The organism is Acinetobacter sp. CIP 101934, assembly GCF_000369585.1.
In the GTDB taxonomy this organism is placed as follows: domain Bacteria; phylum Pseudomonadota; class Gammaproteobacteria; order Pseudomonadales; family Moraxellaceae; genus Acinetobacter; species Acinetobacter schindleri.
In genome coordinates, this window is the sequence record NZ_KB850094.1 from 2,389,695 (window position 1) to 2,414,804 (window position 25,110).

The 25,110-nt window shown below is 43.6% G+C and carries 27 protein-coding genes; 15 read left to right on the forward strand and 12 right to left on the reverse strand.

Annotated elements, in window-relative coordinates; genetic code table 11:
* Positions 1–69 precede the first annotated feature (69 nt).
* Entirely contained in the window at positions 70–729 is a 660-nt protein-coding gene (gene ribB / locus F899_RS11725) for a 3,4-dihydroxy-2-butanone-4-phosphate synthase (protein ID WP_004814903.1), read from the forward strand.
* A 65-nt stretch (positions 730–794) separates the two neighbouring features.
* Here ribB and F899_RS11730 read toward each other — a convergent pair whose 3' ends face one another.
* Both F899_RS11730 and F899_RS11735 read right to left on the reverse strand, forming a co-directional pair.
* Entirely contained in the window at positions 795–1,406 is a 612-nt protein-coding gene (locus F899_RS11730) for a LysE family translocator (RefSeq protein ID WP_005222924.1), read from the reverse strand.
* Between the two features lie 44 nt (positions 1,407–1,450).
* Positions 1,451–1,939, reverse strand: coding sequence for a DUF1289 domain-containing protein (locus F899_RS11735; protein ID WP_005222926.1), 489 nt, complete (start codon positions 1,937–1,939; stop codon positions 1,451–1,453).
* 188 nt (positions 1,940–2,127) lie between these two features.
* Here F899_RS11735 and F899_RS11740 point away from each other — a divergent pair, with 188 nt between their 5' ends.
* The 5 genes from F899_RS11740 (at position 2,128) to F899_RS11760 (ending at position 5,327) form a co-directional block, all read left to right on the forward strand.
* The gene (locus F899_RS11740) at positions 2,128–3,060 is read left to right on the forward strand and encodes an oxygen-dependent tRNA uridine(34) hydroxylase TrhO (RefSeq protein WP_004814900.1); all 933 of its coding nucleotides are present in this window, start codon (positions 2,128–2,130) and stop codon (positions 3,058–3,060) included.
* A gap of 207 nt (positions 3,061–3,267) precedes the next feature.
* Positions 3,268–3,546 carry a hypothetical protein gene (locus tag F899_RS11745; RefSeq protein ID WP_004814898.1) on the forward strand — a complete coding sequence of 93 codons (279 nt, stop codon included), beginning with the start codon at positions 3,268–3,270 and terminating at the stop codon, positions 3,544–3,546.
* An 84-nt stretch (positions 3,547–3,630) separates the two neighbouring features.
* Positions 3,631–4,248, forward strand: a complete 618-nt coding sequence (locus tag F899_RS11750) for a DedA family protein (RefSeq protein WP_005222928.1) — start codon at positions 3,631–3,633, stop codon at positions 4,246–4,248.
* Positions 4,249–4,278: 30 nt separating this feature from the next.
* The gene (locus F899_RS11755; RefSeq protein ID WP_004891931.1) at positions 4,279–4,701 is read left to right on the forward strand and encodes an ABZJ_00895 family protein; all 423 of its coding nucleotides are present in this window, start codon (positions 4,279–4,281) and stop codon (positions 4,699–4,701) included.
* A 185-nt stretch (positions 4,702–4,886) separates the two neighbouring features.
* Positions 4,887–5,327, forward strand: coding sequence for an ABZJ_00895 family protein (locus tag F899_RS11760; protein ID WP_004891928.1), 441 nt, complete (start codon positions 4,887–4,889; stop codon positions 5,325–5,327).
* 77 nt (positions 5,328–5,404) lie between these two features.
* Here the strand turns inward: F899_RS11760 and F899_RS11765 are convergent, their stop codons facing one another.
* Together F899_RS11765 and F899_RS11770 are read right to left on the reverse strand one after the other, a co-directional pair.
* A complete protein-coding gene (locus F899_RS11765; protein WP_004814890.1) occupies positions 5,405–5,929 on the reverse strand; it encodes a YecA/YgfB family protein in 525 nt (174 codons plus the stop codon).
* A 72-nt stretch (positions 5,930–6,001) separates the two neighbouring features.
* A complete protein-coding gene (locus F899_RS11770; protein WP_004814888.1) occupies positions 6,002–6,208 on the reverse strand; it encodes a PA3496 family putative envelope integrity protein in 207 nt (68 codons plus the stop codon).
* Between the two features lie 397 nt (positions 6,209–6,605).
* Here F899_RS11770 and rpoD point away from each other — a divergent pair, with 397 nt between their 5' ends.
* From rpoD to F899_RS11800, 6 genes are all read left to right on the forward strand, one after another.
* Complete coding sequence (gene rpoD / locus F899_RS11775; RefSeq protein ID WP_004891926.1) at positions 6,606–8,492, forward strand: RNA polymerase sigma factor RpoD; 1,887 nt, start codon at positions 6,606–6,608, stop codon at positions 8,490–8,492.
* Between the two features lie 113 nt (positions 8,493–8,605).
* Positions 8,606–8,893, forward strand: coding sequence for a YbeD family protein (locus F899_RS11780; RefSeq protein ID WP_004814884.1), 288 nt, complete (start codon positions 8,606–8,608; stop codon positions 8,891–8,893).
* 167 nt (positions 8,894–9,060) lie between these two features.
* On the forward strand, positions 9,061–9,720 hold the full coding sequence (gene lipB, locus F899_RS11785) for a lipoyl(octanoyl) transferase LipB (protein ID WP_005222932.1): 660 nt from the start codon (positions 9,061–9,063) through the stop codon (positions 9,718–9,720).
* Between the two features lie 75 nt (positions 9,721–9,795).
* Positions 9,796–10,329 carry a hypothetical protein gene (locus F899_RS11790; protein WP_005222934.1) on the forward strand — a complete coding sequence of 178 codons (534 nt, stop codon included), beginning with the start codon at positions 9,796–9,798 and terminating at the stop codon, positions 10,327–10,329.
* 1 nt (position 10,330) lies between these two features.
* Positions 10,331–11,515, forward strand: coding sequence for an iron-containing alcohol dehydrogenase (locus F899_RS11795; protein ID WP_005222936.1), 1,185 nt, complete (start codon positions 10,331–10,333; stop codon positions 11,513–11,515).
* A gap of 269 nt (positions 11,516–11,784) precedes the next feature.
* Positions 11,785–13,176 (forward strand): APC family permease, encoded by a 1,392-nt coding sequence (locus tag F899_RS11800; protein ID WP_005222946.1) that lies wholly within the window; start codon positions 11,785–11,787, stop codon positions 13,174–13,176.
* Between the two features lie 81 nt (positions 13,177–13,257).
* Here F899_RS11800 and F899_RS11805 read toward each other — a convergent pair whose 3' ends face one another.
* The 8 genes from F899_RS11805 to rplU form a co-directional block, all read right to left on the reverse strand.
* Positions 13,258–13,647: a hypothetical protein gene (locus tag F899_RS11805; RefSeq protein WP_051061900.1), complete on the reverse strand. Its 390-nt coding sequence runs from the start codon at positions 13,645–13,647 to the stop codon at positions 13,258–13,260.
* Positions 13,648–13,821: 174 nt separating this feature from the next.
* Positions 13,822–14,298 carry a tRNA (cytidine(34)-2'-O)-methyltransferase gene (locus tag F899_RS11810; protein ID WP_005222949.1) on the reverse strand — a complete coding sequence of 159 codons (477 nt, stop codon included), beginning with the start codon at positions 14,296–14,298 and terminating at the stop codon, positions 13,822–13,824.
* A 36-nt stretch (positions 14,299–14,334) separates the two neighbouring features.
* Positions 14,335–15,708 (reverse strand): siroheme synthase CysG, encoded by a 1,374-nt coding sequence (gene cysG, locus F899_RS11815; RefSeq protein WP_005222950.1) that lies wholly within the window; start codon positions 15,706–15,708, stop codon positions 14,335–14,337.
* Between the two features lie 71 nt (positions 15,709–15,779).
* Positions 15,780–17,051 (reverse strand): serine--tRNA ligase, encoded by a 1,272-nt coding sequence (serS, locus tag F899_RS11820; protein ID WP_005222951.1) that lies wholly within the window; start codon positions 17,049–17,051, stop codon positions 15,780–15,782.
* A gap of 100 nt (positions 17,052–17,151) precedes the next feature.
* Complete coding sequence (locus tag F899_RS11825) at positions 17,152–17,907, reverse strand: hypothetical protein (protein ID WP_005222952.1); 756 nt, start codon at positions 17,905–17,907, stop codon at positions 17,152–17,154.
* A 174-nt stretch (positions 17,908–18,081) separates the two neighbouring features.
* On the reverse strand, positions 18,082–18,774 hold the full coding sequence (gene lolA, locus F899_RS11830; protein WP_005222953.1) for an outer membrane lipoprotein periplasmic chaperone LolA: 693 nt from the start codon (positions 18,772–18,774) through the stop codon (positions 18,082–18,084).
* A gap of 240 nt (positions 18,775–19,014) precedes the next feature.
* The gene (gene rpmA, locus F899_RS11835; protein WP_004814861.1) at positions 19,015–19,269 is read right to left on the reverse strand and encodes a 50S ribosomal protein L27; all 255 of its coding nucleotides are present in this window, start codon (positions 19,267–19,269) and stop codon (positions 19,015–19,017) included.
* Between the two features lie 19 nt (positions 19,270–19,288).
* Positions 19,289–19,600: a 50S ribosomal protein L21 gene (gene rplU / locus F899_RS11840; protein ID WP_004814860.1), complete on the reverse strand. Its 312-nt coding sequence runs from the start codon at positions 19,598–19,600 to the stop codon at positions 19,289–19,291.
* Between the two features lie 456 nt (positions 19,601–20,056).
* Between rplU and sdsA the strand changes: the two genes are divergently transcribed.
* The 3 genes from sdsA to F899_RS11855 all read left to right on the forward strand — a co-directional run bounded on the left by sdsA (position 20,057) and on the right by F899_RS11855 (position 25,099).
* Entirely contained in the window at positions 20,057–21,034 is a 978-nt protein-coding gene (gene sdsA / locus F899_RS11845; RefSeq protein ID WP_005222954.1) for an All-trans-nonaprenyl-diphosphate synthase, read from the forward strand.
* Between the two features lie 15 nt (positions 21,035–21,049).
* On the forward strand, positions 21,050–23,092 hold the full coding sequence (locus F899_RS11850; protein ID WP_005222955.1) for a site-specific recombinase: 2,043 nt from the start codon (positions 21,050–21,052) through the stop codon (positions 23,090–23,092).
* A gap of 744 nt (positions 23,093–23,836) precedes the next feature.
* On the forward strand, positions 23,837–25,099 hold the full coding sequence (locus tag F899_RS11855; protein ID WP_005222956.1) for an efflux RND transporter periplasmic adaptor subunit: 1,263 nt from the start codon (positions 23,837–23,839) through the stop codon (positions 25,097–25,099).
* Positions 25,100–25,110: the final 11 nt, after the last annotated feature.

The window sequence follows — 25,110 nt, forward strand, 5'->3', positions numbered from 1 at the left end:
TTGCTATAAGCCTATTTTCACTCAGTCCTGAAATGTTCAATCATATTTTTAGTTTAGGTGAGCATTTCAATGTCAAGTTTGATTCAACCCGAAATTTTCTTTTCTGCTTTAGCCCCTGCTGAACAACGTATCCTTCAGGCACTCGAAGATCTCCGCCAAGGCAAACCTGTCCTGGTCATGGATGATTTTGACCGTGAAAATGAAGCCGATCTGATTGTGGCAGCTGAAACTTTAACTGTAGAAACCATGGCGCGTATGATTCGTGATGGTTCAGGCATCGTTTGCTTATGTCTGACTGATGAGCTGGCAAATCATTTAGAGTTGCCACCAATGGTACAAGATAACTCTAGTCAGTTTAAAACTGCCTTTACTGTAAGTATCGAAGCAGCAGAGGGTGTAACAACCGGTGTTTCTGCCAAAGACCGCACGACTACAATTAAAACAGCGATTAAAGACGGGGCAGTTGCCAGTGATCTGAATCGTCCTGGTCATGTATTCCCATTACGCGCCCGTGAAGGTGGTGTCTTAACCCGGCGTGGTCATACTGAAGGTACTATTGACCTTGCGCGTCTGGCTGGTTTAAAACCTGCCGGCGTGTTGTGTGAACTGACTAATCCGGATGGCAGCATGGCTTCTGGTATTCAGGTTCTGTCATATGCACAGACGCATCAACTAATCGTAATTACTATTGACGAACTGGTAAAGTATCGCCAGCAACACAATATATAAGTCTATTTAAAAAGAAAATCCCGGCATTTGGTTCGGGATTTTTTGTGTCATGTATATTGATTGAATTAACTGAAGATGGAATAAATTCCATACAGTGCAACCATTAACAAGATCAAGCCGCATAGCCCCAGTAAATGCGGATAAAGCTGAGACCGAGATAATCGCTGAAACCCCAGATACACCAGTGACAGGGTGAGGAAATCCAGAACAATCCAGCTGATTGTCAGAATCACCAAGCTTAAATCGAGGTTTGGGCTAATGCCTATAAATTGCGGAAAAAAGGCGGCAAAGAAAATAATATCCTTGGGATTAGAAATACCTACCAGAAAACCGGTACGAAAGCCGCCCTGTACAGGCTGCAGGCTTTGTGGTCCAGTTGATCCCTGCCCTTGCCAGACTTCCCTGAAAATCTGAATTCCCAGCCAGGCAATATACAAACAGCCAAGTAGCTTAATGCCATTCAGCCAATTTTCGTTAACAACCAGAAGACCTTTTAGACTGAGAATGGATAAACCAATCAGAACCAGTGAGGCAAAGTTAGTCCCGAAAATAGTCTGCAAGGCATGCTTATAGCCGCCTTTGAGCCCGGCACTAGCGACCAGTAACATTACTGGCCCGGGTGTCGCGATCATGATTACTACGGCCAGACAATACAGCAGATATTCGGTAATATTCACCCCATTCCTCCTTGTCTAATATAGTCAGTATAAAAAAAGAGGACCTACTCGTCCTCTTCTTCCATCTGGATCAGATGCTGACTCATCCCATCAGCACGCAAGAATGCCAGATCATAACTGGCTTTTGCCAATGCCAATACTCGACGTTCAAATTCATCCCAAATCGGACGTACCTGTTTGTAATGAATGCCTAGGCCACTCTCATCAGTCAAATGCCGGTTTTTTTCACACAATTTTAATGCATGATAGAGCTTACGCCCTTTACTGGCATCATCACGCAACCGCACCCGCTTGGACAATACAAATTTCTCGACATGGGCCATATCTGCCAGAGGCAGCATCGGGACTAGAATCTGATCAAGTTGAGCATCCAGACGTTGCCATACTGCGTTATGCTGTTCAGCCGTATAGGTATTCCACTGAATCACTTCATGATTAAAACGGCGACAACCGCGACATACCGCATCACCAAATACGGTCGAGCAACGCCCTGCACATGGGGTTAAAGATGCAATACGACGATCTGAACTCAAAACTTACTCCAACATTGCTGATCATTTCAGCACAGGCAGGTCTGTAATAATACCGGGTCGGGCAAGACTATACACGCTCTCCTGCATGAATTGAAGTCCCTATAAATGCTATGGGTTTTACTCGCATAATCATGCAAATCACGTTAAAATGTGCGCCTTTCAAATATCATGCTACGTTGGAGTATTCCATGAACGCTACTGTAGAACAGCTTGCACCTGTAGAACAGCAAGCGACGACTGGTTGGGTTGTTGCCGCACTTTATCAATTTAAGGAAGTTCAAGACCCCGCAGGTCTTCAGCAACGCCTCCTTGACCTGGTAAAAACCATCGACCTTTGCGGTACTCTAATTGTGGCAGGCGAAGGCATTAACGGTACCGTTGCAGGTAACCGTGAAGCCATCGACAAAGTACATCAGTTCCTTCTAAACGAAGGCTTCAACGAAATGGAATACAAGGAGTCTCATAGCTCTGACAAGCCATTCCGTAAAATGAAGATCAAACTGAAGAAAGAAATCGTGACGTTAGGGGTACCTGTTAAGCCACGTGATCTTGTCGGTCATTACCTTGATCCTAAAGAATGGAACGAGCTGATTGCGCGTGATGACGTGATTCTGGTCGATACCCGTAATGACTACGAATACAAGGCCGGTACATTTAAGGGTGCGATTGACCCGAAAACTGAAACTTTCCGCGAATTCCCGGAATACGTAAAACAGAATCTGGAACAGCACAAAGACAAGAAAATTGCCATGTTCTGTACAGGCGGGATCCGCTGTGAAAAATCAACCTCTTTACTTCTTCAAGAAGGCTTTACTGAGGTTTATCACCTGAAAGGTGGTATTTTGAAATATCTGGAAGAAACCCCACCAGAAGAGAGTCTATGGGAAGGTGAATGTTTCGTATTTGATGGCCGTACTGCCGTGACTCACGGTATGGAAGAAGGTCAAAATACTAAATGTCATGCATGTGGCTGGCCACTCACTCCCGAGGAAGCAGCCTTACCAAGCTATGAACACGGTGTATCTTGTGTGTACTGTATTGACAAAACAACTGAGAAGCAAAAAGAAGGCTTCCGTATGCGCCAGTCACAAATCCTCGCTGCAAAACGTAAACGTTTATAATGTGTAGAATGTAACTAGATGTATACAAGCCCTCATTTGAGGGCTTTTTTTTTTACACAAACTTCACAATCTAAATAAAAATCTCAACACGCTTTTACCAAGATTCCCCTTTAAAAAGAAAAAGTCTTGATAATCTATATACAGTAATCATTTTCCACCTAAGTGTTTAATTACTAAATATATTTTTTATATGAAAAGGAACACAAAATGGCAAAATCCTACGCAAAATATGAAGATAATATTGTTCAGTTTCAACGCAAGGATCAAGTAAAAGTACAGCGGACTGTTGAAGTCATGGACCAGCTGGAACATGAATCACATCTTTTTATTGTTGTGCTAGGAACTGTTATTGGTGCGATCTTAGCGCTATTTATTGGCTATCACATCAACACTGGCATCGTGCAATTTTTGCTATTAAGTATATTGCCAGTATTCAGTGCCTATCTGCTGCGTCGAGTTTATATCTATACCCTCACGCATAGCTGATTTGTGCGATCTACAATTTATCTACTTTACCCATTCTGGAATACTCCGTAGGATAAAAGCAGTATTTTCAATTAACTGCTGCTTATGAATCTAACTGACTGGATTATTTCTATTATGGAACAGCTGGGCTATTGGGGTATTGCCCTGCTCATGTTCCTCGACAATGTCTTCCCGCCTATTCCCTCTGAAATCATTATGCCATCTGCGGGCTATTCCGCGTCCCAAGGTCAATTAGTACTGGTCGGCGTGATCATTGCGGGTTGCCTCGGCTCCCTGCTGGCTGCTGCCTTACTTTACTGGATTGGTTATAAATTCAGTCATGAATCGATTTTCAGATTTGTCGACCGCTATGGTAAATATCTGTTTATTAAATCTGATGATGTAAAAAAATCTTTAGCATGGTTCGAGCAGTATGGTCATCGCATTGTTTTTGTTGGACGTATGATTCCCGCAGTGCGCTCCCTGATCAGTATTCCTGCTGGAATGAGTCGTATGCCCTTCTGGAAATTCATGTTTTATAGCAGCTTGGGAACAATCATCTGGACGACTTTTCTGGCCTGTATTGGATTTTATTTCGGCGAAAATCAGAACTTGATGCATCAGATTTTTAGCAAGGTCAGTTATATCATTATTGCAATTGTAGCGATTATTATCGGCTGGGTTCTGTACCGTAGACATCAACGCAAAAATCGTCCATCCTGAATAGTAAGTCCTGTTAAGGAGGCCAGAACGATGTCGCATTATCTTAAATATTTTGCAGCCGTTTATCTTGCCTTGCTGGTTTTGGTCGGCATGATTGTGTATTGGTTAAACTTGGGTGCCATTATCTTCATTCCTGCATTAATTGCAGCAGCATTCTTGAGTGCCCGGCATTTTGTGCATAAGGAACTGCGTGTACCTGACGCCAAGGAAAAAAATACCTTGGTCTGGGGCTCTACCATTATTGCCATGAGCCTTGGCTTTATTTTTATCTTGGTGATGATCTGGCTGCACCCTTATACCGAGGAAATTCTGCGCCGAATGAATTATACAGGCCGAGGCCCAAATTCATTTATTGTCGTTGCCTTGATTGCCTTGCATGCCGCCCTGTTTCATGTCGCCTATCATGGCTATACCCGCTATAGCTTGGCTAAACAGCCAAAGAAACACGCTTAATTTCAATCTAGTTCAAATCATGTCACGTGATCCTTCTATGCTTCACGTGACATTCGTCGTATTCTTTTAATTTATCTTGCTGAATATTCGAGCAAATTATTAAAATAAACAAACTTGTTGGTATAGCTTTTCCCATTTTCAACCACACAAGCAACAACAATAAAAACACAATATTCGAGATAAAAATGATGATTAAAAAATATTTTGGCTATTTCACTATAGTTTATCTGGTCGCGATTCTGATTGTCGCTGGTTTAAATATGTTTATCGATTTGCCTGGCAGCAGCACTGCCATCCCGGCATTATTCGGTGCAGGGGCAGCGGCAGCGATCAAATTTGTTCAGGATCAACAGCGTCTACCAAGTGCTATAGAGAAAAAACAGTTAATTTGGGGTTGTCTGGGCATTAGCGTACTCATTGGCTTGATCTTATCCTTATCAATATTGGGTATTGCAGAACAACGGGAAATTATCCTCGGCATGCTGGAATCTTTATCTTTTGGCATCTGGATAAGCGTATTGCTGCTAGGCTTGGCGATTCAATATGTTGTCCTTGCCTTATGTTTCGGCTGGATGAGTAAAAGCGCACTTAAAGGTTTGGAAGCCAAAAAACAGGCTAAAAAATAGTTGCTTAGCTTAAAATCACAGATATAAAAAGCAGATATGAAAAAAGCACCCGAAGGTGCTTTTTTGATTTGGGAGAATTAATCTGGTGTATGATACATCAGGTACAATTCATTCAGGTTTTCTGGAATTTCTTCCGCAAGCTCGTCCATTAACTGGCCGTTACGACGGAAAGTTTCCATTTGTGGGTCTTCTTCATCAATCCCACTGAAGACCATGATTGGCAGGGTTAAATCCACCAGTTGTTCTTCAAATTCTTCTGCAAACCATGCTTCTTCGTTCAGGAACATGGCATCAACAAAGCCCACACTCCAGTCACCAAGACTTGATTCGGTATCTGCTTCCTCGATTTCAAACGGGAAAGTGATGCCTTCTTCATTGGCCAAGCTTTGACGGATAGACTCCAGCCATACTTTAACCTGTTCGATGATTGCTGCTGGAACTTTTTTCTGATTGTTATCAAAAAGCTCATCCAGCCATCTGTCAAACTGCGGACCTACTGCAATTGCACACAGGAAACCGTGAGTTGCCGCGAAATCCAGACCATACTCATTTTGGTCGCCATCCAGATAGTCACTCAACAGGTCTAAATCTAAAGCACTCATCTAATATCCAAACTTAGAAATTCCGAAAGGCCTAGCATAGCATTTATTCAGGCCATGCTAAATCCGAATTGCTTAATCTTCGTCGTCGAAGTCATCGTCATCGTCGAAGTCGTAGTCAAAATCTTTGAGTTCGCGCTCGAGGCGGCGTTGAGTCAACAGGTCATCAATCAGACGACGTTTTTCCAACGACTCTTTTGCGCTGAGCTTACTGGAAGCCTCATCGAAGCTAACATCATCATCACCGTAGTTATCATCTAGTTCAAAATCTGTAGAAGACACTAAAACTACCTCATTGTGAAAAATGTAAAGGGTCCTAGGCGCTATTTATCTTGCCTAAAAATACTTGTCAAGTTTTATTTAAATTTTAGTACCTTAAAATTGTAATTAGGGCTTTTTTTCCAAGTAAATTGTATGGCATGATATAATCCACCCTGCGTCCTTATATTTTTTGACTATATATTTTTGGTCAGATACAGATACGCCGGGGCTGGACTTGAAAATAACAAATTCATCCCCATCTTAAATTACTGAATTTCATTTTAAATATTTTGTCAGACAGCCTTAATGCTGAATACTCTGATGAAATATGTAGGCTATTCAATAAATTTAACGAGCTTAAATCGTGCAGAGCTGTACGATTTTTTACTGTCACAGATTCAACGAAGAGTAAGCAAAGATGAGCGATATGACTTCCCCTACTTCGCAAGTAGCGGCTCTGATTAGCCGAGGCAAAGAACAAGGTTATTTAACCTTCGCTGAGGTTAACGATCATCTCCCGGACTCCATCACAGAAAGTGAACAGATTGAAGATATCATTCAGATGTTGAATGACGTCGGCATTCCGGTACATGATCGCGCGCCTGAATCTGATGATGCGATGTTTGAGGATACTGCAGAAGCTGCCGATGAAGTTGCAGAAGAAGAAGCTGCAGCAGTACTTGCATCTGTAGAAAATGAGCCAGGTCGTACAACTGACCCAGTACGTATGTATATGCGTGAAATGGGTACTGTTGAACTTTTAACGCGTGAAGGCGAAATCAGCATTGCAAAACGTATTGAAGAAGGGATCCGTGACGTTCTTCACTCCATTGCTTACTGGCCAAATGCCGTAGAAGTTGTACTACAAGAATACAAAGATTATGAAGCTGGCGAACGCCGCCTGGCCGACCTGCTTTCAGGTTATTTAGACCCTGAAACTGATGATGATATTCCAGAAGTGCTGGAAGAAGTCGCTGACATCGAAGAAGATGAAGAAGCAACTACCAAGTCAACCAAAGATGTAAAACTGGATGATGAGGAAGATGAAGAAGAGTCTGACAGTGATGACGATTCTGAAGGTGACTCAGGTCCAGATCCAGAAATCGCTAAAGTTCGCTTTGCTGAACTTTCAGATGCATGGAAAAATACCAAGGCTGTCATTGAAAAGCATGGCCGCAACAGCAAAGAAGCAGAAGAGGCACTGCAAGCTTTAGCTACTGTGTTCATGATGTTCAAGTTCACACCGCGCCTGTTCGATATCATTTCTGAAATGATTCGTGGTACCCACGACCAGATCCGTAGTGCAGAACGTGAAGTAATGCGTTATGCAGTCCGTCGTGGCCGTATGGATCGTACCCAGTTCCGTACTTCTTTCCCAGGTCAGGAATCTAATCCAGCCTGGTTAGATGAGCAAATTGCGAAAGCGCCTGCCGATCAAAAAGCTTATCTGGAAAAAGTACGCCCTGACGTGCTGGCATTCCAGCAAAAGATTGCAGACATTGAAAAAGAACTTGATCTGAAAGTTCGTGACATCAAAGACATCGCCAAACGTATGGCGGTGGGTGAAGCGAAAGCGCGCCGTGCCAAGAAAGAAATGGTTGAAGCGAACTTACGTCTGGTCATTTCGATTGCGAAGAAATATACCAACCGTGGCTTGCAGTTCCTGGATCTGATTCAGGAAGGTAACATTGGTCTGATGAAAGCCGTAGACAAGTTTGAATACCGTCGTGGTTACAAGTTCTCGACTTATGCAACCTGGTGGATTCGTCAGGCGATTACCCGTTCAATCGCGGATCAGGCACGTACTATCCGTATTCCAGTACACATGATCGAAACCATTAACAAGATCAACCGTGTATCTCGTCAATTGCTTCAGGAAATGGGCCGTGAACCGACTCCGGAAGAACTGGGCGAACGTCTGGAAATGGATGAAGTGAAGGTTCGTAAAGTACTTAAAATCGCCAAAGAACCGATTTCGATGGAAACACCGATCGGTGATGATGAAGATTCGCATTTGGGTGACTTCATTGAAGACAGCAACATCACCTCTCCTGTGGATGCGGCAACGTCAGAAGGCCTGAAAGAAGCGACGCGTGAAGTACTGGAAAACCTGACTGAACGTGAAGCGAAAGTCCTGAAAATGCGTTTTGGTATCGACATGCCAACTGACCATACCTTGGAAGAAGTAGGTAAGCAGTTCGACGTAACCCGTGAACGTATCCGTCAGATTGAAGCGAAAGCCTTACGTAAGCTGCGTCATCCTTCCCGTTCTGAACACCTGCGTTCATTCCTTGAGAATGATTAAGATTTGATGCTTGTTCTGGAGACTTGAAATTTGTTTCAGGGTCTCCATTTTAACTAGCCAAGACAGACCCAAACGCCTGCATGATTGCAGGCGTTTCAAATAAGGGGACTACCATGTTAGACCGTACACCTTCTCGCGAATTACAGGAACATCTCTGGGTGTTCCCGATGGACTATCCGATCAAACTGATTGGCCTTGCTGGTATTGAGTTGCATCAGGCCGTAAATGAGATCTTTGTAAAGCATTTTCCTGAATTTGATGGCAGTAAAATGACCGTTACGCCTTCACGTACAGGTAAATATCATTCGATCACTGCACAGCTCCGTTTTCTAGAACTGGAACAAGTTCATGCGGTCTATGCCGACTTAGCCGCTTGTCCGCTGATCAAAACTGCGCTTTAAACCTGATTTTGCTTCATGCCAGGTACATAAAAAAACACGCTTATGGGCGTGTTTTTTTTATGCTTATGAATTTACTGTAGACAATGACGAGCAATCACTCCCCTATCTGCCGCTGAAATCATTATAATTATTGGCAGTATTTTTTAATCTTTCCAAGGACGCACACTGTGACTGATGCGGTTCAAAAACCCTGCCTGATTATTCGTCAATATAATGACCTGACTCCCTATGAAGACCGCTTTCTGGAAATGAAAGCCCTGACTGAAAACCGTGATGAAAACACCCCGGATGAGTTGTGGATTTTGCAGCACCATGATGTCCTGACTCAAGGGCAAGCGGGTAAGCCGGAACATATTCTGATGTCATCCAATATTCCGGTAATTCAGACCGATCGTGGCGGTCAAGTGACCTGGCATGGTCCGGGCCAGCTGGTGGCGTATTTTATGTTTGACCTGAACCGTCTTGGCTGGAATGTCCGTACGTTGGTGTCTTATGCCGAAAACCTGATGATTGAGCTACTCAAGAAGCATGATATTGAAGCCTATGCCAAACCGGATGCACCCGGTGTCTATGTCAATGAACGGAAGATTGGTTCCCTCGGCTTTAAAATCCGTAAAGGTCGCAGCTATCATGGTCTTTCCTTGAATATTGACTGTGACCTGACAGGTTTCCATACCATCAATCCATGTGGCTATGCAGGACTGGAAATGGTCCGCATTAACGACTTGGTCAACAACCCGCCAAAATTTGCTGACTTGTGTGTCGAAATTATTGAAACTTTAACCAGCAGCGGTTACTTTAAGGACGTTAGCGTCGAGCAAAGATAAAGCCTTTGCATTTCAACAATAAATAAATTAGAGTAATTACTCTAAACCAATAATATTCCAGGTAGGGATCATCACGTGATTGCAACTAAATCCGTTAAACCTGCTTTGCAACAGGCCTATGTCAAACTCATGATGGATGTGATTGGCAGAGGCTTAGTCATGGCAAGCCAGGTCGATGAAGAAATCAAAAAGGAAGTTGCCCAGTTTCCGGCGAATTTCAGTCTTTCCATGAAAGTCTTCCCCCACGGCCCGGCATTTATTGCCCGGGTTACTGAAGAGAAGCAACTTGAACTCGTGAAATCTATGGACACTGCACCTGACCTTACGATCACTTTTAAGCATCTGCATCATGCCTTTTTGGTCTTTTCATTTCAGGAAAGTACCTCACAGGCCTTTGCCCATGACCGCATGATTGCCGATGGTGATATCTCTTATGCTATTCGTCTGGTGCGTTGTCTGAATAAAATGGAAGCCTTGATTTTGCCGAAAATGGTGGCACAACTGGCTGTCAAAGAATATCCAAGTAATCTCAGCCTGAAAGAAAAATTAACTGAAGCAAGCAGCATCTATTTAAAAATTGCTCAATCTTATTTGAAACGGAGTGCCTAACATGACCAAGCCTTATTATGAATTTTTCTGTCCAGTCAAGGTGATTGCCGGTCATGCTGCGCTCGAACATATTCCGTTTGAACTCTCGACTTTAGGTGCCAAACGTCCACTCATCATTACCGATAAAGGCGTACGTGCCAATAACCTGCTTGTGCCGATTGAAGCTGCTTTTGAATCGACGGATGCAGAGATTGCAGCGATTTTTGATGATGTCCCACCCGATTCGAGCTTAGGTACAGTACGTCGTGCTGCACAACTATATCGTGACAATAACTGCGATGCGATTATTGCCATCGGTGGCGGTTCAGTTATCGATACCTCAAAAGCGACCAACATTCTGGTCTCTGAAGGTGGTGATGACTTGCTTAAATATTCTGGCGCACATAACCTGCCAAAGCCCTTAAAACCATTTTTCGTGATTCCAACCACGTCTGGAACAGGCTCTGAAGTAACCATGGTTGCAGTGGTATCGGATACTGAAAAGAACCTGAAAATGCCGTTCGCATCTTATTATCTGATGCCGCATGCTGCAATTCTTGATCCACGTATGACCCAGACTTTGCCACCGCATTTAACGGCAATGACTGCAATGGACGCGATGACCCATGCGGTTGAAGCCTATACCTGTATGGCAGCTAATCCGATTTCAGATGCTTATGCCACTGCAGCAGTGAAGAAAGTCAGTGAGAATCTGTTTAAGGTGCTGGATAATCCGTCTGATGCTCAAGGTCGTCTGGAACTGGCACAAGCTTCTACCATGGCTGGGATCGCTTTCTCGAACTCGATGGTTGGTCTGGTGCATTCACTCGGTCATGCGCTCGGTGCGGTGGCTCACTTGCCGCATGGACTATGTATGAACCTGTTCCTGCCTTATGTCCTGGAATACAACAAGGAAGTGAATGGTGGCAAGATTGCAGAGCTGCTTCTGCCACTGGCTGGCCCGGATATCTATGCACAGACCCCGGGGCATCTGCGTGCCAATAAAGCGATTGCAACCATTCAGGCGATGCGTGACCGTATTTATAGCCTGACTAAATTACCACGTACATTAAGTGAAACAGGCAAGGTTTCTGAGGCACAACTGGATGAAGTTGCCGAGAAAGCATTAAATGATGGTTCCATCATTTATAACCCGAAAGAAGCCACGCTGGAAGATTTGAAAACCATCTTAAAAAAAGCTTGGTAATTCCTGAAAAATAAGCGAATATAGCGAAAATTTAGAGCCTGGTGTTTTTTTAAGCATCAGGCTTTTATCTTGCATGAAAATTTCATCATCAATCATGATAATTTTGGCATATTTCATGCTGTAGTAATCTCAAAAAAATTGCTAGCAAAAATGTTCATTCTAGAGTAGATTGGCGCGCTTTTGCTTAATTTGTAGGGGGGATCGTTCGTCTCAAACGATCCTTATTCAATATGACTGATCCTTGATCAACGATTAAGAGGATAACGCCGTTGACAAATTTCTCTGGGACTCAATCGGCAGCTAAACTGCAAAAAACGCTGGGACTCTGGCACATCATTATTATCGGTTTAGCTTATATTCAACCCATGACCTTGTTTGATACTTTTGGTCTGGTATCTGAAGAAAGTAACTTTCACGTTCCTACCTCTTACATTTTTGCACTGATTGCAATTTTGTTAACCTCTTTGAGCTATGGTCATATGATTCGTCGCTACCCATCTTCGGGTTCGGCCTATACCTATGCCCAAAAATCCATCCACCCAAATGTTGGTTTCATGGTGGGTTGGTCATCATTACTAGATTACCTGTTATCACCGATGGTCAATATCATCTTGGCTGTGATTTATCTGGAAGCACTTTTCCCAGATATGAATCATTGGGTCTGGGTCATTGGTTTAACAGCGTTCATGACTGCGATTAACCTCCGCGGTGCAAAATTTGTTGCCAACTTCAACAGTATGATTGTATTTGTACAGTTGGGCGTCATTGCATACTTCACCTGGATGGTTTATCAACTTCTGGAAGGTGGTGTAAATGCAGACGGCACATTAGTCGATGCAAAGTATCAATTATGGAGTTTAGAGCCATTCTGGAATGAGTTCACCTCTGTTGCTGCCTTGATTACCGGTGCAACCTTACTGTGCTTTTCTTTTACAGGTTTTGACTCTTTAAGTTCACTGGCTGAAGAAACCAAAGATACTGAAAAAACTTTGCCTAAAGCGATTTTCTTGACTGCATTAATAGCGGGTATCATTTTCATCATCAGTACTTACTTCATGCAGATCTTCTTCCCGAATGATCCAAAAACCTACTTTGAAGATATCGCTGCAACACAGCCTGATATTTTACAAGCAGTAGGTGGTGTGGCATTTAAGACAGTGGTACTTTACTTTGCGATTGTGACAGTTATGGCTTCTGGTATTTCAGCGCATGCGGGTGTGTCTCGTCTGATGTACGTAATGGGTCGTGATGGCGTAATTAACAAAAAAATCTTTGGTCACATCAGTCCGAAAAACTACACACCGTCATACAACATCCTGATCGCTGGTGCAGTTGCTTTAACTGCTGGTTTCATGGATCTTGACTTTGTCGTGTCACTGATCAGCTTTGGTGCGTTAACTGCATTCAGTTTCGTCAACTTGTCGGTGATTTCACGTTATGCACTGCGTGATGGCCGCACGAAGAGTGCCAAAGAGATCATGAATTTTGTCGTCGTTCCCTTACTTGGCTTCATTTCAGTGTTTGCATTATGGCTAGAAGTCGACGAAGCTTCGCTTAAATACGGTCTGATCTGGGCATTTGGCGGTATCTTGTACCTGGGTTATAAGACCAAAGGCTTCAAGCACCCTGCTCCTCAGCACAATGAATTTGATGATAAATAATATCCTTCTTATTCAAATAAAAAAGGCGCTTAGTGCGCCTTTTTTAGTTCTGATTTGTTTATTTTTTAGTTCAGTTCAAAATCATTTTAGACGACAGTTAAAGCCCATGCGGGTATCAACAATATTGTCTTTATAACCAAGCCGTTCGATAAATAGATTACGATTTTTTAAAACCTCCTGACTTTCAAGGCTCAAACGCGCCTTGTTCTGTTCAGCTAGATGATAGGTTTCATTTACGACACCCTGGAAGATATTACAGACTTCCTGACGTTTTGATTGATTCAGAATCCTTCCGCGCCAACTCCATTCAAAATCATCTTTACTAAGGGTTTTACCCCAAGCTTCAATACGCTCATTCAGTTGCTGCTGCATCTTTGCCATACCCTGCCTGATTTCCTCCTGAGTGAGCGGTTTTACTTCTTCTGCAGGCTGTTGTGGTTCTGGCTGTGCTTGGCTTGCTCCACTAAACATTAATAAAACCACACAACTTGCTGTGATCCACCCCTTATTCAAGTTCTTTTCCTTTTTTTGTGTTCTCAACTATTTATACCTAAGATAAGCCCAATGACCAACCACTGCACAAGACTTGTTACACAAATCAAAAAAAGCCACCAATTGGCAGCTTTTCTTAAAAAAAGAAACTAATTAAAGCGTTTTAAAACCCTGCTGACGCCAGGCTTCGTACACAATCACTGCTGTCGCATTGGACAGGTTCAGACTACGTGAATTCTCAGCCATTGGCAGACGGATCCAGTGTTCTTTCGGGAACATCATACGCACATTTTCTGGCAGGCCGCGTGTTTCCGGCCCCATCAACAAAGCCACAGGACGATTCAAGTCTGAAGTATGTGGGGTTTCAAAACCTTTAGTTGTCAATGGATAGACCGCATCTGTACCAATGCCTTGAGAAGCTAAATCTGCCAGACATTCTTCAATATTTTCCCAGATTTGCATATTGGCATATTCATGGTAATCCAGACCGGCACGTTTTAGCTTCTTGTCATCCAGTTCAAAGCCCAGCGGCTTGACCAAATGCAACTGTGCTCCCGTATTTGCGCATAGGCGAATAATATTACCTGTATTGGCAGGAATTTCAGGCTCATATAAAACAACATGGATCACAGCTTTTCTCTACTTTTGGGGGAGTTAAGTGGTCGTTTACGACCACTTAAGTTTTTCACGTAAACGCACCACTTCACCAATAATGGTCAAAGTTGGTGCTTGAATATGGTGCTCAGAGACTTTAGATGCAATATCTTGGAGCGTTCCAATGACTACTTTTTGCTCAGGCGTAGTGCCTTTAGACACTAAGGCCACCGGCATATCCGGGCGCTGGCCATGCGCGATCAGTTGCGTACAGATCTTTTCCAGCCCAACCAAACCCATATACAGCACTAAAGTCTGGTTTTCATAGACCAGTTCACTCCAAGGCAGCTCGGGTGAACCTTCTTTTAAGTGACCTGTCAGGAAACGTACACTTTGCGCATAATCACGATGAGTCAGTGGAATACCGGCATAGGCTGAACAGCCAGAAGCCGCGGTAATACCTGGCACCACCTGGAAAGCCACACCCGCAGCGAACAGTTCTTCAATCTCTTCACCACCACGGCCAAAGATAAACGGATCACCACCTTTCAGACGACAGACACGCTTACCTTCACTGGCATATTTTACCAATAAGGCATTGATCCCTTCTTGTGGCACTGCATGATTAGATCGTGCTTTACCGACGTAGATCTTCTCTGCATCACGCCGGCACAAGTCCATGATTGGTGCAGAGACCAGACGATCATAAATCACCACATCGGCTTGTTGCATTAAACGCAATGCTTTTAAGGTCAAGAGTTCTGGATCACCGGGACCTGCGCCAACGAGATAAACCTCACCTTTTGGCTTTTGCCATTCCAGTAGCGCCTGTTCAATCAGGTGGTCAGCTTCAGCCAGATTGTCATTAAAGACCTGTTCTTTCAAAGGACTAGCATAAAGCTCTTCCCAGAAAATACGGCGTTCATCTGGATTAGCAATCTTGGCTTTTACCGCGCTACGCCACTTACCTGAGAATTCAGCCAGTTTACCCATACCATATGGAATGGTGGTTTCTAGCTGGGTACGAATCTGACGGGATAACACTGGTGACGTGCCATTTGATGCCACCGAAATCACCAGCGGTGAACGGTCAATAATCGCCGGAACCATAAAGCGGCAATGCGGTGGATCATCTACACTGTTCACCAGAACATTTTCAGCTTCACAGGCATTAAAGACCTGACGGTTGACTTCAGCATCATCAGTCGCTGCAATCACCAGACGATAAGAGCGTAATGGAATTTCAGGATTGAAAGGTGCCTGAACATATTGGCCAGCAGTTGCTTGAACAATCTCAAGCAGAGCTGCTTCAATTTCAGGTGCAATTACCGAGATAACTGCGCCTGCTTTCTGTAGCAATACCGCTTTTCGGTACGCAATATGTCCACCACCGACAATCAGACAGGGTTGCTGCTGCAACTTTAACGAGATTGGGAAAATATCCACGAAAAGCCTCAAATATTTAGATCTGACTGTCTAAGCAATTTTCATGCACATTTTGGTGCATACACCGATATTTAGTCGATGTAAGTTGCACCACCCATGTACGGACGCAATACTTTAGGGATCTCAATTGAACCATCTGCACGTTGGTAGTTTTCCATCACAGCAAGTAAGGTACGACCTACTGCTAAACCTGAACCATTCAAGGTATGTACGAATTCAGTTTTCTTCTGGTCGGCACGGTAACGCGCTTTCATACGGCGTGCCTGGAAATCACCCATGTTTGAACATGAAGAAATTTCACGATAGGTATTTTGGCTTGGTACCCAAACTTCCAAGTCATAAGTCTTGGTTGAACCAAAGCCCATGTCACCGCCACACAGAATGATCTTACGGTATGGAAGGCCTAAAGCTTGCAGAATACCTTCAGCATGACCAGTTAAATCTTCCAGCGCCTGCATAGAATCTTCAGGTTTTACGATCTGAACCATTTCAACTTTGTCAAACTGGTGCTGACGGATCAGGCCACGGGTATCACGACCATAAGAACCTGCTTCACTACGAAAACATGGTGTATGTGCAGCGTATTTCAATGGCAGGCGATCGGCATCAATGATTTCATCACGCACGAAGTTGGTTACTGGCACTTCAGCTGTTGGGATCAAATAGAATTCTTTTTCGCCTTGCAGCTTGAACAGGTCTTCTTCGAATTTGGGTAACTGACCTGTGCCACGTAGCGAATCAGCATTTACTAAATACGGTACATAAGCTTCGGTATAACCATTTTTGGTAGTGTGCGTATCCAGCATGAATTGAGTCAACGCACGTTGTAGACGCGCCAAAGGACCTTTAAGAACGCTGAAACGTGAACCAGTCAATTTAGTTGCTGTTTCAAACTCCAGACCGCCCATCATTTCACCCAGGTCAGTATGGTCTTTGATTTCAAAATCAAATTCGCGTGGTGTACCCCATTTCAGGATTTCCACGTTGTCAGACTCATCTTTACCTTCAGGAACAGATTCATCTGGCAAGTTTGGAATAGACAGGGATTTTTCTTCCAGCTCAGCTTGTAATTCAGCCAGTGCTGCTTCTGCTGCTTTAATTTCATCGCCAATTGCAGACATGCGTGCCATGATTTCAGACGCATCGCCACCGGCTTTTTTGATTTGGCCAACTTGTTTCGCACCCGCATTACGCTCAGCTTGTAGCGATTCAGTTTTGGACTGAATTTCTTTACGGCGAGCTTCAAGTGATGCCCACTCTTCGACATTCAGTTGAACACCACGTTTTGCCAAGGCTAAATTTACAGCCTCAATATTATTTCTGAGTAATTTCGGGTCGATCATAGCCAATCTTTAGATAAGAAAAAAACTGGCTATAGTGTAAGCTCTTAACGGCAAAAAATACAGTGACCTGGTGAATGGCTGCGCCTTATTAGCACAATATTTAAGGGGTTGTTCTTGGCAAAATGGATAAATATTCAGGTCGGATGATCCCATTTAATGCCGTATAAGGTACTTTTAATTCTACCATCACACTTGTGGACTTGCTCAACTCACCTGCTGGATAAATCAGTACCAAGCCTTGACTGTCAAAATAATAATTGTCACTTAATTCCAATTGCTTTGATGTTATTTGGGCACGATCCAAGCAGTCTTTGTTTTCTTGATACAAGCTTTGTTTTAACTTTCCTTCAGTATTGCCCAGCATAATTTGATAAAGAGCTAGACGTTTCTTTTGCTTAAGGTCCAGATTGACATATTCAGTATGAGATTGTGGCTGTGCTGCACGTTTAGGCTGATGAGCAGTTTTGAATATAAAAGTCGCCAGATGACCATACTGATTCAGGTAACTGACCTGAATAGAACGCTGCTCAAAAAATTTCGGCTGATCCTTTGCTTTGATTTTATCACTGCTTACTTTGTTAAAGGCAACTGGTTCGGTACGCTGGATACGCTCTAGAAAATACTGGTCAATCCAAGCCATATTGGTATTTACAGTTTGCAGATCAAAGCGCACACAACGCTCTACTTCGCACACGACCTGATTAACACCTTTAACCGGAATGGTTTTGGATTGTATTTGCCCTGCTTCTTCTGTTTGCGCAGATGCATTGACTGAAGACATTTGAGGCTGACAGGCAAACAACCCCACATTTAAACATAAAATACAGCTGATCCAGCCGGTTTTAAATGTAGTCATTTTCATCCTAAGCACCTGAAATTTCATAATTTAATTGACTTGACTTTTGATTATTCTAAAACGCCTGAATCTCTAGATATAGACAAACCTTGTAATGTCTCCAAATCCATTTCTATTATTGGCAAATAAAAAGCAACCCGAAGGTTGCTTTTTTTATTTTGCTGACATTGATGCTTATTGATCAATAATATCCGTTCCTTTAGGCGGTGTGAAATTAAAGGTAGATGCCGGAATACTGGCATTCACTTTCACATTGCTAAAGTTGATATAAGTGGTTTGACCCAATGAATCTTCCAGAATCATCAGACTCGGTGCCTTGTTAGCGCCAAAGCTGATCGTCAGGCTTTCAAACACACCATCACTTGCCTTTGGATACAGCTTGTAATAGGTCTTGCCTTTGTTTGGCTGTGTCACACGATAAGACTGCATGATCTGGTTGGTGTTTCCAGAGAGCAATAATGCTGGTGTATTGGAGACTTGTTCATCCAGGCTCTGACGAACGGCTTGCTGCAAGTCTGGGTCATAGATCCAGACAGTTTTTCCTGTGGTAGCAATTGTCTGTTTCGAAGGTGCCGTGGTTTCCCAATAGAATTTACCCGGACGCTGCACTTTCATCACACCACGAAAGGTCTGGTTCATGTGCTGGGCGCTCAAACCCTTTTTCTGAGTTGCTTTCGGATTGGTAATCTTGGTGGTTTGCTCAAAGTTTGCCGTTAAGCTACGGATATTACTGAGCTGCTTCACCAGATTGGCAGTGGCTTGCTGCTCCGTCGCTGCAGTTGCGGCAAATACAGTCGTGCTCATGACAGGAGCCAGTGTTGCCGCACCGATTGTTATGGCACATACAGTTTTACGAAGCATATTCATAATCTCACCTTTTTGTATTTGCATATCGCTATTTATCTAATGGCTCATCTTAAACGAATTTCAAAAACTAAGATGATAGAAAATAAGAAGTTTTGTATTGTTATTAATGCAAAATCCCTGCTTTTGTTCATCATGATGAAGACCACCGTTTATTCTTCAGCCATATGTTTCAGACTGACTCGTCAATCTTCAAGCATAAAAAAACCCACAGAATCTGTGGGTTTTTTCTATTGTCGCAGATTATGCTTCAACAGATACGTAGCGACGACCGAACTGGCCTTTCACTTCGAATTTTACTACGCCATCAGCAGTAGCAAATAAAGTATGGTCACGGCCCATACCTACGTTAACACCAGCGTGGAATTCAGTACCACGTTGACGAACAATGATGTTACCTGCAGTTACAGTTTGACCACCGTAAACTTTAACACCTAACATCTTAGGATTCGAATCACGACCGTTCTTAGTCGAACCACCGGCTTTTTTAGTTGCCATGTCTCATTACTCCTAGTAATTAGCCTGAAATGCTAGTAATTTTCAACTCGGTAAACCATTGACGGTGACCTTGTTGTTTACGGTAGTGCTTACGACGACGCATTTTGATGATGCGGATTTTGTCGTGACGACCATGGCTAACTACTTCTGCAGTTACTTTAGCGCCAGCTACCACTGGAGCACCGATTTGAATGCTTTCACCGTTTACAAGCATCAACACGTCATCAAAAGTAACAGTTGCGCCAGTTTCAGCTTTCAATAATTCAACTTTAAGGGTTTCACCCTCAACTACACGGTGCTGTTTACCACCGCTTTGGATTACTGCGTACATAATGTACTCCAAATATGCCCGTGTCGTCGTGCCGATAAAGGGATATACCGGTCTTAAAACGTACGCCACTGGGGGTTATACAAGGGCAAAGATTTTAAGGGATATTCGTATAAACAACAAGCCATTTTATAGAAATATTGATGAACGCATTTATCCATCTCTTTGAGATTATACTAATTTTAGTAAAATCAGACACTCATGCAATTTTTTGCTACAAAAATCAACAGAGCCGGACGGTTATTTTTGAGTAGTATACTGAGCCACAAATTTCGGATCACATGATCCGTAAAGGTAAATCGATAGAGTACAGTCAGCCACCAGAATCAGGCTGGATGGATTATATTCATCATAAAAAACTGATTTTTAGTGGAGTTTGTACGTTTCTTATGTTTCATGGATGTTATAAATTGTTAAACTACCGACTTGAGATTTACCAAACTAGAGGTTTCCTTTCACATGACCATCGACTTTAAGCAAGATATTCTCGCTCCTGTGGCACATGACTTTGCTGCGATGGACACATTCATTAATGAGGGGATTACTTCAAAAGTTGCCTTAGTCATGGCAGTGAGCAAACATGTGGTTGAAGCCGGTGGCAAGCGTATGCGCCCGATTATGTGTTTACTGGCAGCCAAAGCCTGTGGCGCAGATGATCTGGATCAGCATCGTAAACTCGCGGCGATCATTGAAATGCTACATACTGCAACGCTGGTACATGATGACGTCGTGGATGAGTCTGGCCTGCGCCGTGGCCGTCCAACTGCGAATGCGACCTGGAATAACCAGACTGCCGTATTGGTCGGTGACTTCCTGATCTCACGTGCCTTTGACCTGCTGGTTGATCTGAACAATATGGTCTTACTCAAGGACTTCTCAACTGGTACCTGTGAAATTGCCGAGGGTGAAGTATTGCAGTTGCAATCGCAACATCAGCCTGAAACAACTGAAGAAACGTATTTAAATATTATTCATGGTAAAACTTCTCGCCTGTTTGAACTGGCGACTGAAGGTGCTGCCATCCTAACTGGTAAAGAAGAGTTCCGTGCCCCGCTACGAACTTTTGCCGGTCACTTTGGAAATGCATTCCAGATCATTGACGATATTCTGGATTACACCTCAGATGCAGAAATACTGGGCAAGAATATCGGGGATGACCTGATGGAAGGTAAACCGACTTTACCTTTGATTGCGGCACTGAAGAATACCTCTGGAGATGACTTCGAGATTGTGCGTAAGAGCATTGCAACGGGCGGTACTGACCACCTTGAACAGGTGATTCATATTGTCAATGCATCCGGTGCTCTGGATTACTGCCGTCAGCGTGCGACTGAAGAAACCGAAGCTGCGATCGCTGCACTGGATCTACTGCCGGATTCTGAATACCGTCAGGCGCTGATTAACCTGGCCAAACTTGCGCTTCATCGCATCCAATAGATACCCACCTCGCCTATGCATATTAAATTTCTCGATATTTTCCAAAGCATGCAGCAACAGCTTGAGCAGCCTCAGGCAAAGCTGGATGAAAACCTGTTAATTGAACTCGTGAATCGTATACGACCAATAGACAGCAAGAATACCGAAGAAATCGAAGAAAAATTTCAGGCATTTTTACAGTCTTTACTGATCACTCCTAATGCGGTTTCTACCTTGCAGACCTTTGTGCTGCGCGTGATTAACCGCTACAAACAGACCAGCCTGTTTTCTGATACAGGTATTTTATCCCTGGACGGTTTCTGGAATCAGCTCAATCAGCGTATTGGTGCACATATTCTGCCCATGATTCCGGATGATAAAAGCCTGCAGGAACTGATGCGTCGGGTATTTCATGAACGCAGTGACCGCTATTGGCTCGACTATCTGGCCGATGAAGACTGGCTGCGACTGTTTAGCGTGATGAATCAGGGCCATTCTAATCAGCCTGAAAAAACCCGGATTAAAGATGAACTGATCAAGGCACTGACTATCCTGTCATATCGCGTCAGTGGTATTGCCCTGCATCCTGAATTTATCAATGCCCAGCCTGAACTGATGGAATATGAATCGCCTTTTCTGATTCAGAACCGTGAGATCAATGAATTTATTCAGGAATATAAAAAGCGCTTTAACAATGTAGAACTGGTTGATTCCATCCTGCCACCAGACGCTTCTCAGGCAATGGTGATGCTGGAGCAATGTCATGATGTTGTCGCGAAAATTCGCCGCTCTACCAAACGCATTGGTGTAAGTGTCAGTTTAACCTATATGCTGGCTCTACTGGAACAATGTCTGGAACGGATTGAAATTCTGCTGAATATGATCATGGATGATGACCAGTTGCGTTATCAGTCTATGGGGTATTTTCTGGTAGATATTACTGAAGCACTTTATAGTGAACGTAGTGTCCGCTCCCTGCTAGCGACCAACAGTGAATTACTGGCTTTACAGGTGACTGAGAATGCTTCCAAAACTGGAGAGCATTATGTAAGTACCGACAAGCAGGGCTTCCTGGCCATGTATAAGGCCGCAGCGGGTGCCGGGGTCATTATTGCCACTATGGCTACCCTGAAGATACTCATGGCACGTGTCACCATGGCACCGCTCATGCAAGCCTTTAGCTACAGCATGAATTACTCACTGGGCTTTATGCTCATCCATGTGCTGCATTTTACTGTGGCGACCAAACAGCCCGCGATGACCGCAGCTGCACTGGCTTCTACCGTACAGCAACGTAAAGGCTCTAAAACCGCTCAGATTGCTGAACTGGCTGCATTGATCGTGAATATTATCCGGACCCAGTTTGTAGCAATCCTCGGGAATATTTCGATTGCCATACCCGTTGCTGCCTTGCTGACCTTTATGTGGGATGCTGCCCTTCATGAACCTTTAATGAATCATGCCAAAGCGGCCAAGACCTTACATGACCTGAATCCGTTTACTTCACTTGCGATTCCACATGCTGCAATTGCCGGGGTTTGCCTGTTCCTGTCTGGCCTGCTCGCAGGTTATTTTGACAATATGGCGGTATATCGTAAGGTCGGACCACGTCTGAAAGCCCATGCCCGTCTGGCTAACCTGATGGGGCAAGAGCGCTTAAACAAATTTTCTGAATATATGGAACGTAATTTGGGAGCCTTGGGGGGTAACTTTATTTTCGGGATCATGCTCGGCAGTATGGGCACCATTGGTTTTATTCTCGGTATACCGCTGGATATTCGTCATATTGCCTTTGCTTCAGCCAACTTTATTCAAGGACTGATAAATATTAATGGGCCTGATATTGGCCTGGTGGTGGTGTCATTTCTAGGTGTTCTACTGATTGGTCTGACCAACCTGTTTGTCAGTTTTAGTCTGACCATTATTGTGGCATTACGTGCACGTCGGGTGCGTTTTGAACAATGGAAACCACTGGCGAAACTGGTCATGACCCATTTCCTGACTCGACCGAGCGATTTCTTCTGGCCACCAAAGCAAGATGTTGATATTGACGAAAATCATACAACCAGCAAAGGTTGAGACTGAGACAATTCTTGTTGATTTATTAACAGAATCACCTAATAAAAATATGGATTTTGTATAAATTACGCACACTTGAAAAAAAGTGTACTGACAAGTACACTTCAGGACAGACGGTTAACCGGTATCATGTCGGTTAGAAAGAACAAGGATATCTGGCATGCCCTACTTGTTGCTTTTTGTCGGTTTTTTTATTTGATTTTCAGTGTGTTCGTTCATCTTGATTCAGCTTATAGCAAGTTTGATTTGCTGATTGCTGAATAAATAAAGTACTACACAGAGATCTGTCTGTATTAAATAACCGCAGCCATAAGGTGCCTGTATGGCATGCCATTTGTATTACTTTTAACCATCTGCTGGTGTATTGCCCCAGTTTGGTATAAAAAGTATGCAAACTTAATTTTATATGTATCGGAATTCTTGGAGGATTTATTCTCAAATGGCGACTTAAAATTCTCATTGCCTCAGTATGGCCTTCTGGATATTTCATAAATTGAACAATACAGATTGCCCATTGCAGTTATGTCGCTTGGTGATTTACATCAGCCAGCAATATCTTCCTCATAAACTGATGATGTGATGGGCATAAGAATTTTAAAAAACCTTTGGTGAATATGGTTTCCTCTAAAAGTAATCGCCGACCGGAGTATAAGTTTTATTTGGATCTTGTCATTGTATTTAATTTTTTAAATACAATAAGTTACAAATAAAAAATTTAGATAAAAATCTAATCGAGGTGGAACAATGATGTCTGCAAAGCTTTGGGCACCTGCCCTGACTGTTTGCGCATTAGCAACAAGTATCGCGCTTGTTGGCTGTAGCAAAGATCCTAAAGAGGGCCAGCAAGCTGGTGCTCAACAGCAAATGCCACCGACTGAAGTTGGTGTGCTGGTTGCACAGCCACAAAGCGTTGAGCAGTCTGTTGAACTCTCAGGTCGCACAACAGCATTTGAGATTTCAGAAGTACGTCCACAGGCGACTGGTGTCGTGCTAAAACGCTTATTCAGCGAAGGCAGCTATGTCCGTGAAGGTCAGGCGCTGTATGAAATCGACTCTAGTACTAACCGTGCCACAGTGGACAATGCTCGTGCAGCAATTGCACGTGCTGAGGCAAATCTGGGCGTGTTACGTGTTAAAGAAGGTCGTTACCGTCAACTGGTTGGTACTAACGCGATTTCCAAGCAGGAATATGATGACATTGTAGCGCAGGTTAAACTGGCTGAAGCTGATTTGAATGCGAACCGTGCAACATTGCGTAATGCTCAAATTAACTTAGGCTATTCAACTGTACGTGCGCCAATTTCTGGTCAGACTAACCGTTCTTCAATCACTGCAGGTGCGCTGGTAACTGCAAACCAGCCAGAGCCGCTGGTAACCATTCAGCGTCTGGATCCAATCTATGTAGATATTAATCAGTCAAGCGCGGAATTGCTGCGTCTGCGTCAGCAGTTGAGTAAAGGTGACCTGAACAGCTCTAATAACACACGTGTGAAGTTAAAACTGGAAGATGGCAGCATCTATCCGGTTGAAGGCCGTTTAGCATTCTCTGATGCCAGCGTGAATCCAGAAACTGGTACAGTGACACTGCGTGCAGTATTCCCGAACAAGAATCACCTGTTGCTACCAGGTATGTTTGCTACTGCGCAAATCGTTCAGGGTGAAGTACCAAATGCTTACCTGATTCCTCAGGCAGCATTAACACGTACGCCTACCGGTCAAGCTATGGCGATGTTAGTGGGTGCTGATAATAAGGTAATCCCACGCCCAGTCACTACTGCGGGTACACAAGGCCAAAACTGGATCGTGACTGAAGGTTTGAAGCCGGGTGATAAAGTGATTGTAGATGGTATTGCGAAAGTAAAACCGGAACAACAGGTCGTGGCTAAACCTTACCAGCCTCAAGGCGCTGCTCCACAAGCCGCACCTGCTGCACCAGCAAAATCGGGTGATGCAAAACCAGCCTCAGAAGCCCAAGCCACTGAACCAAAAACTACTTCAAATACATAAGGAGTAGACGT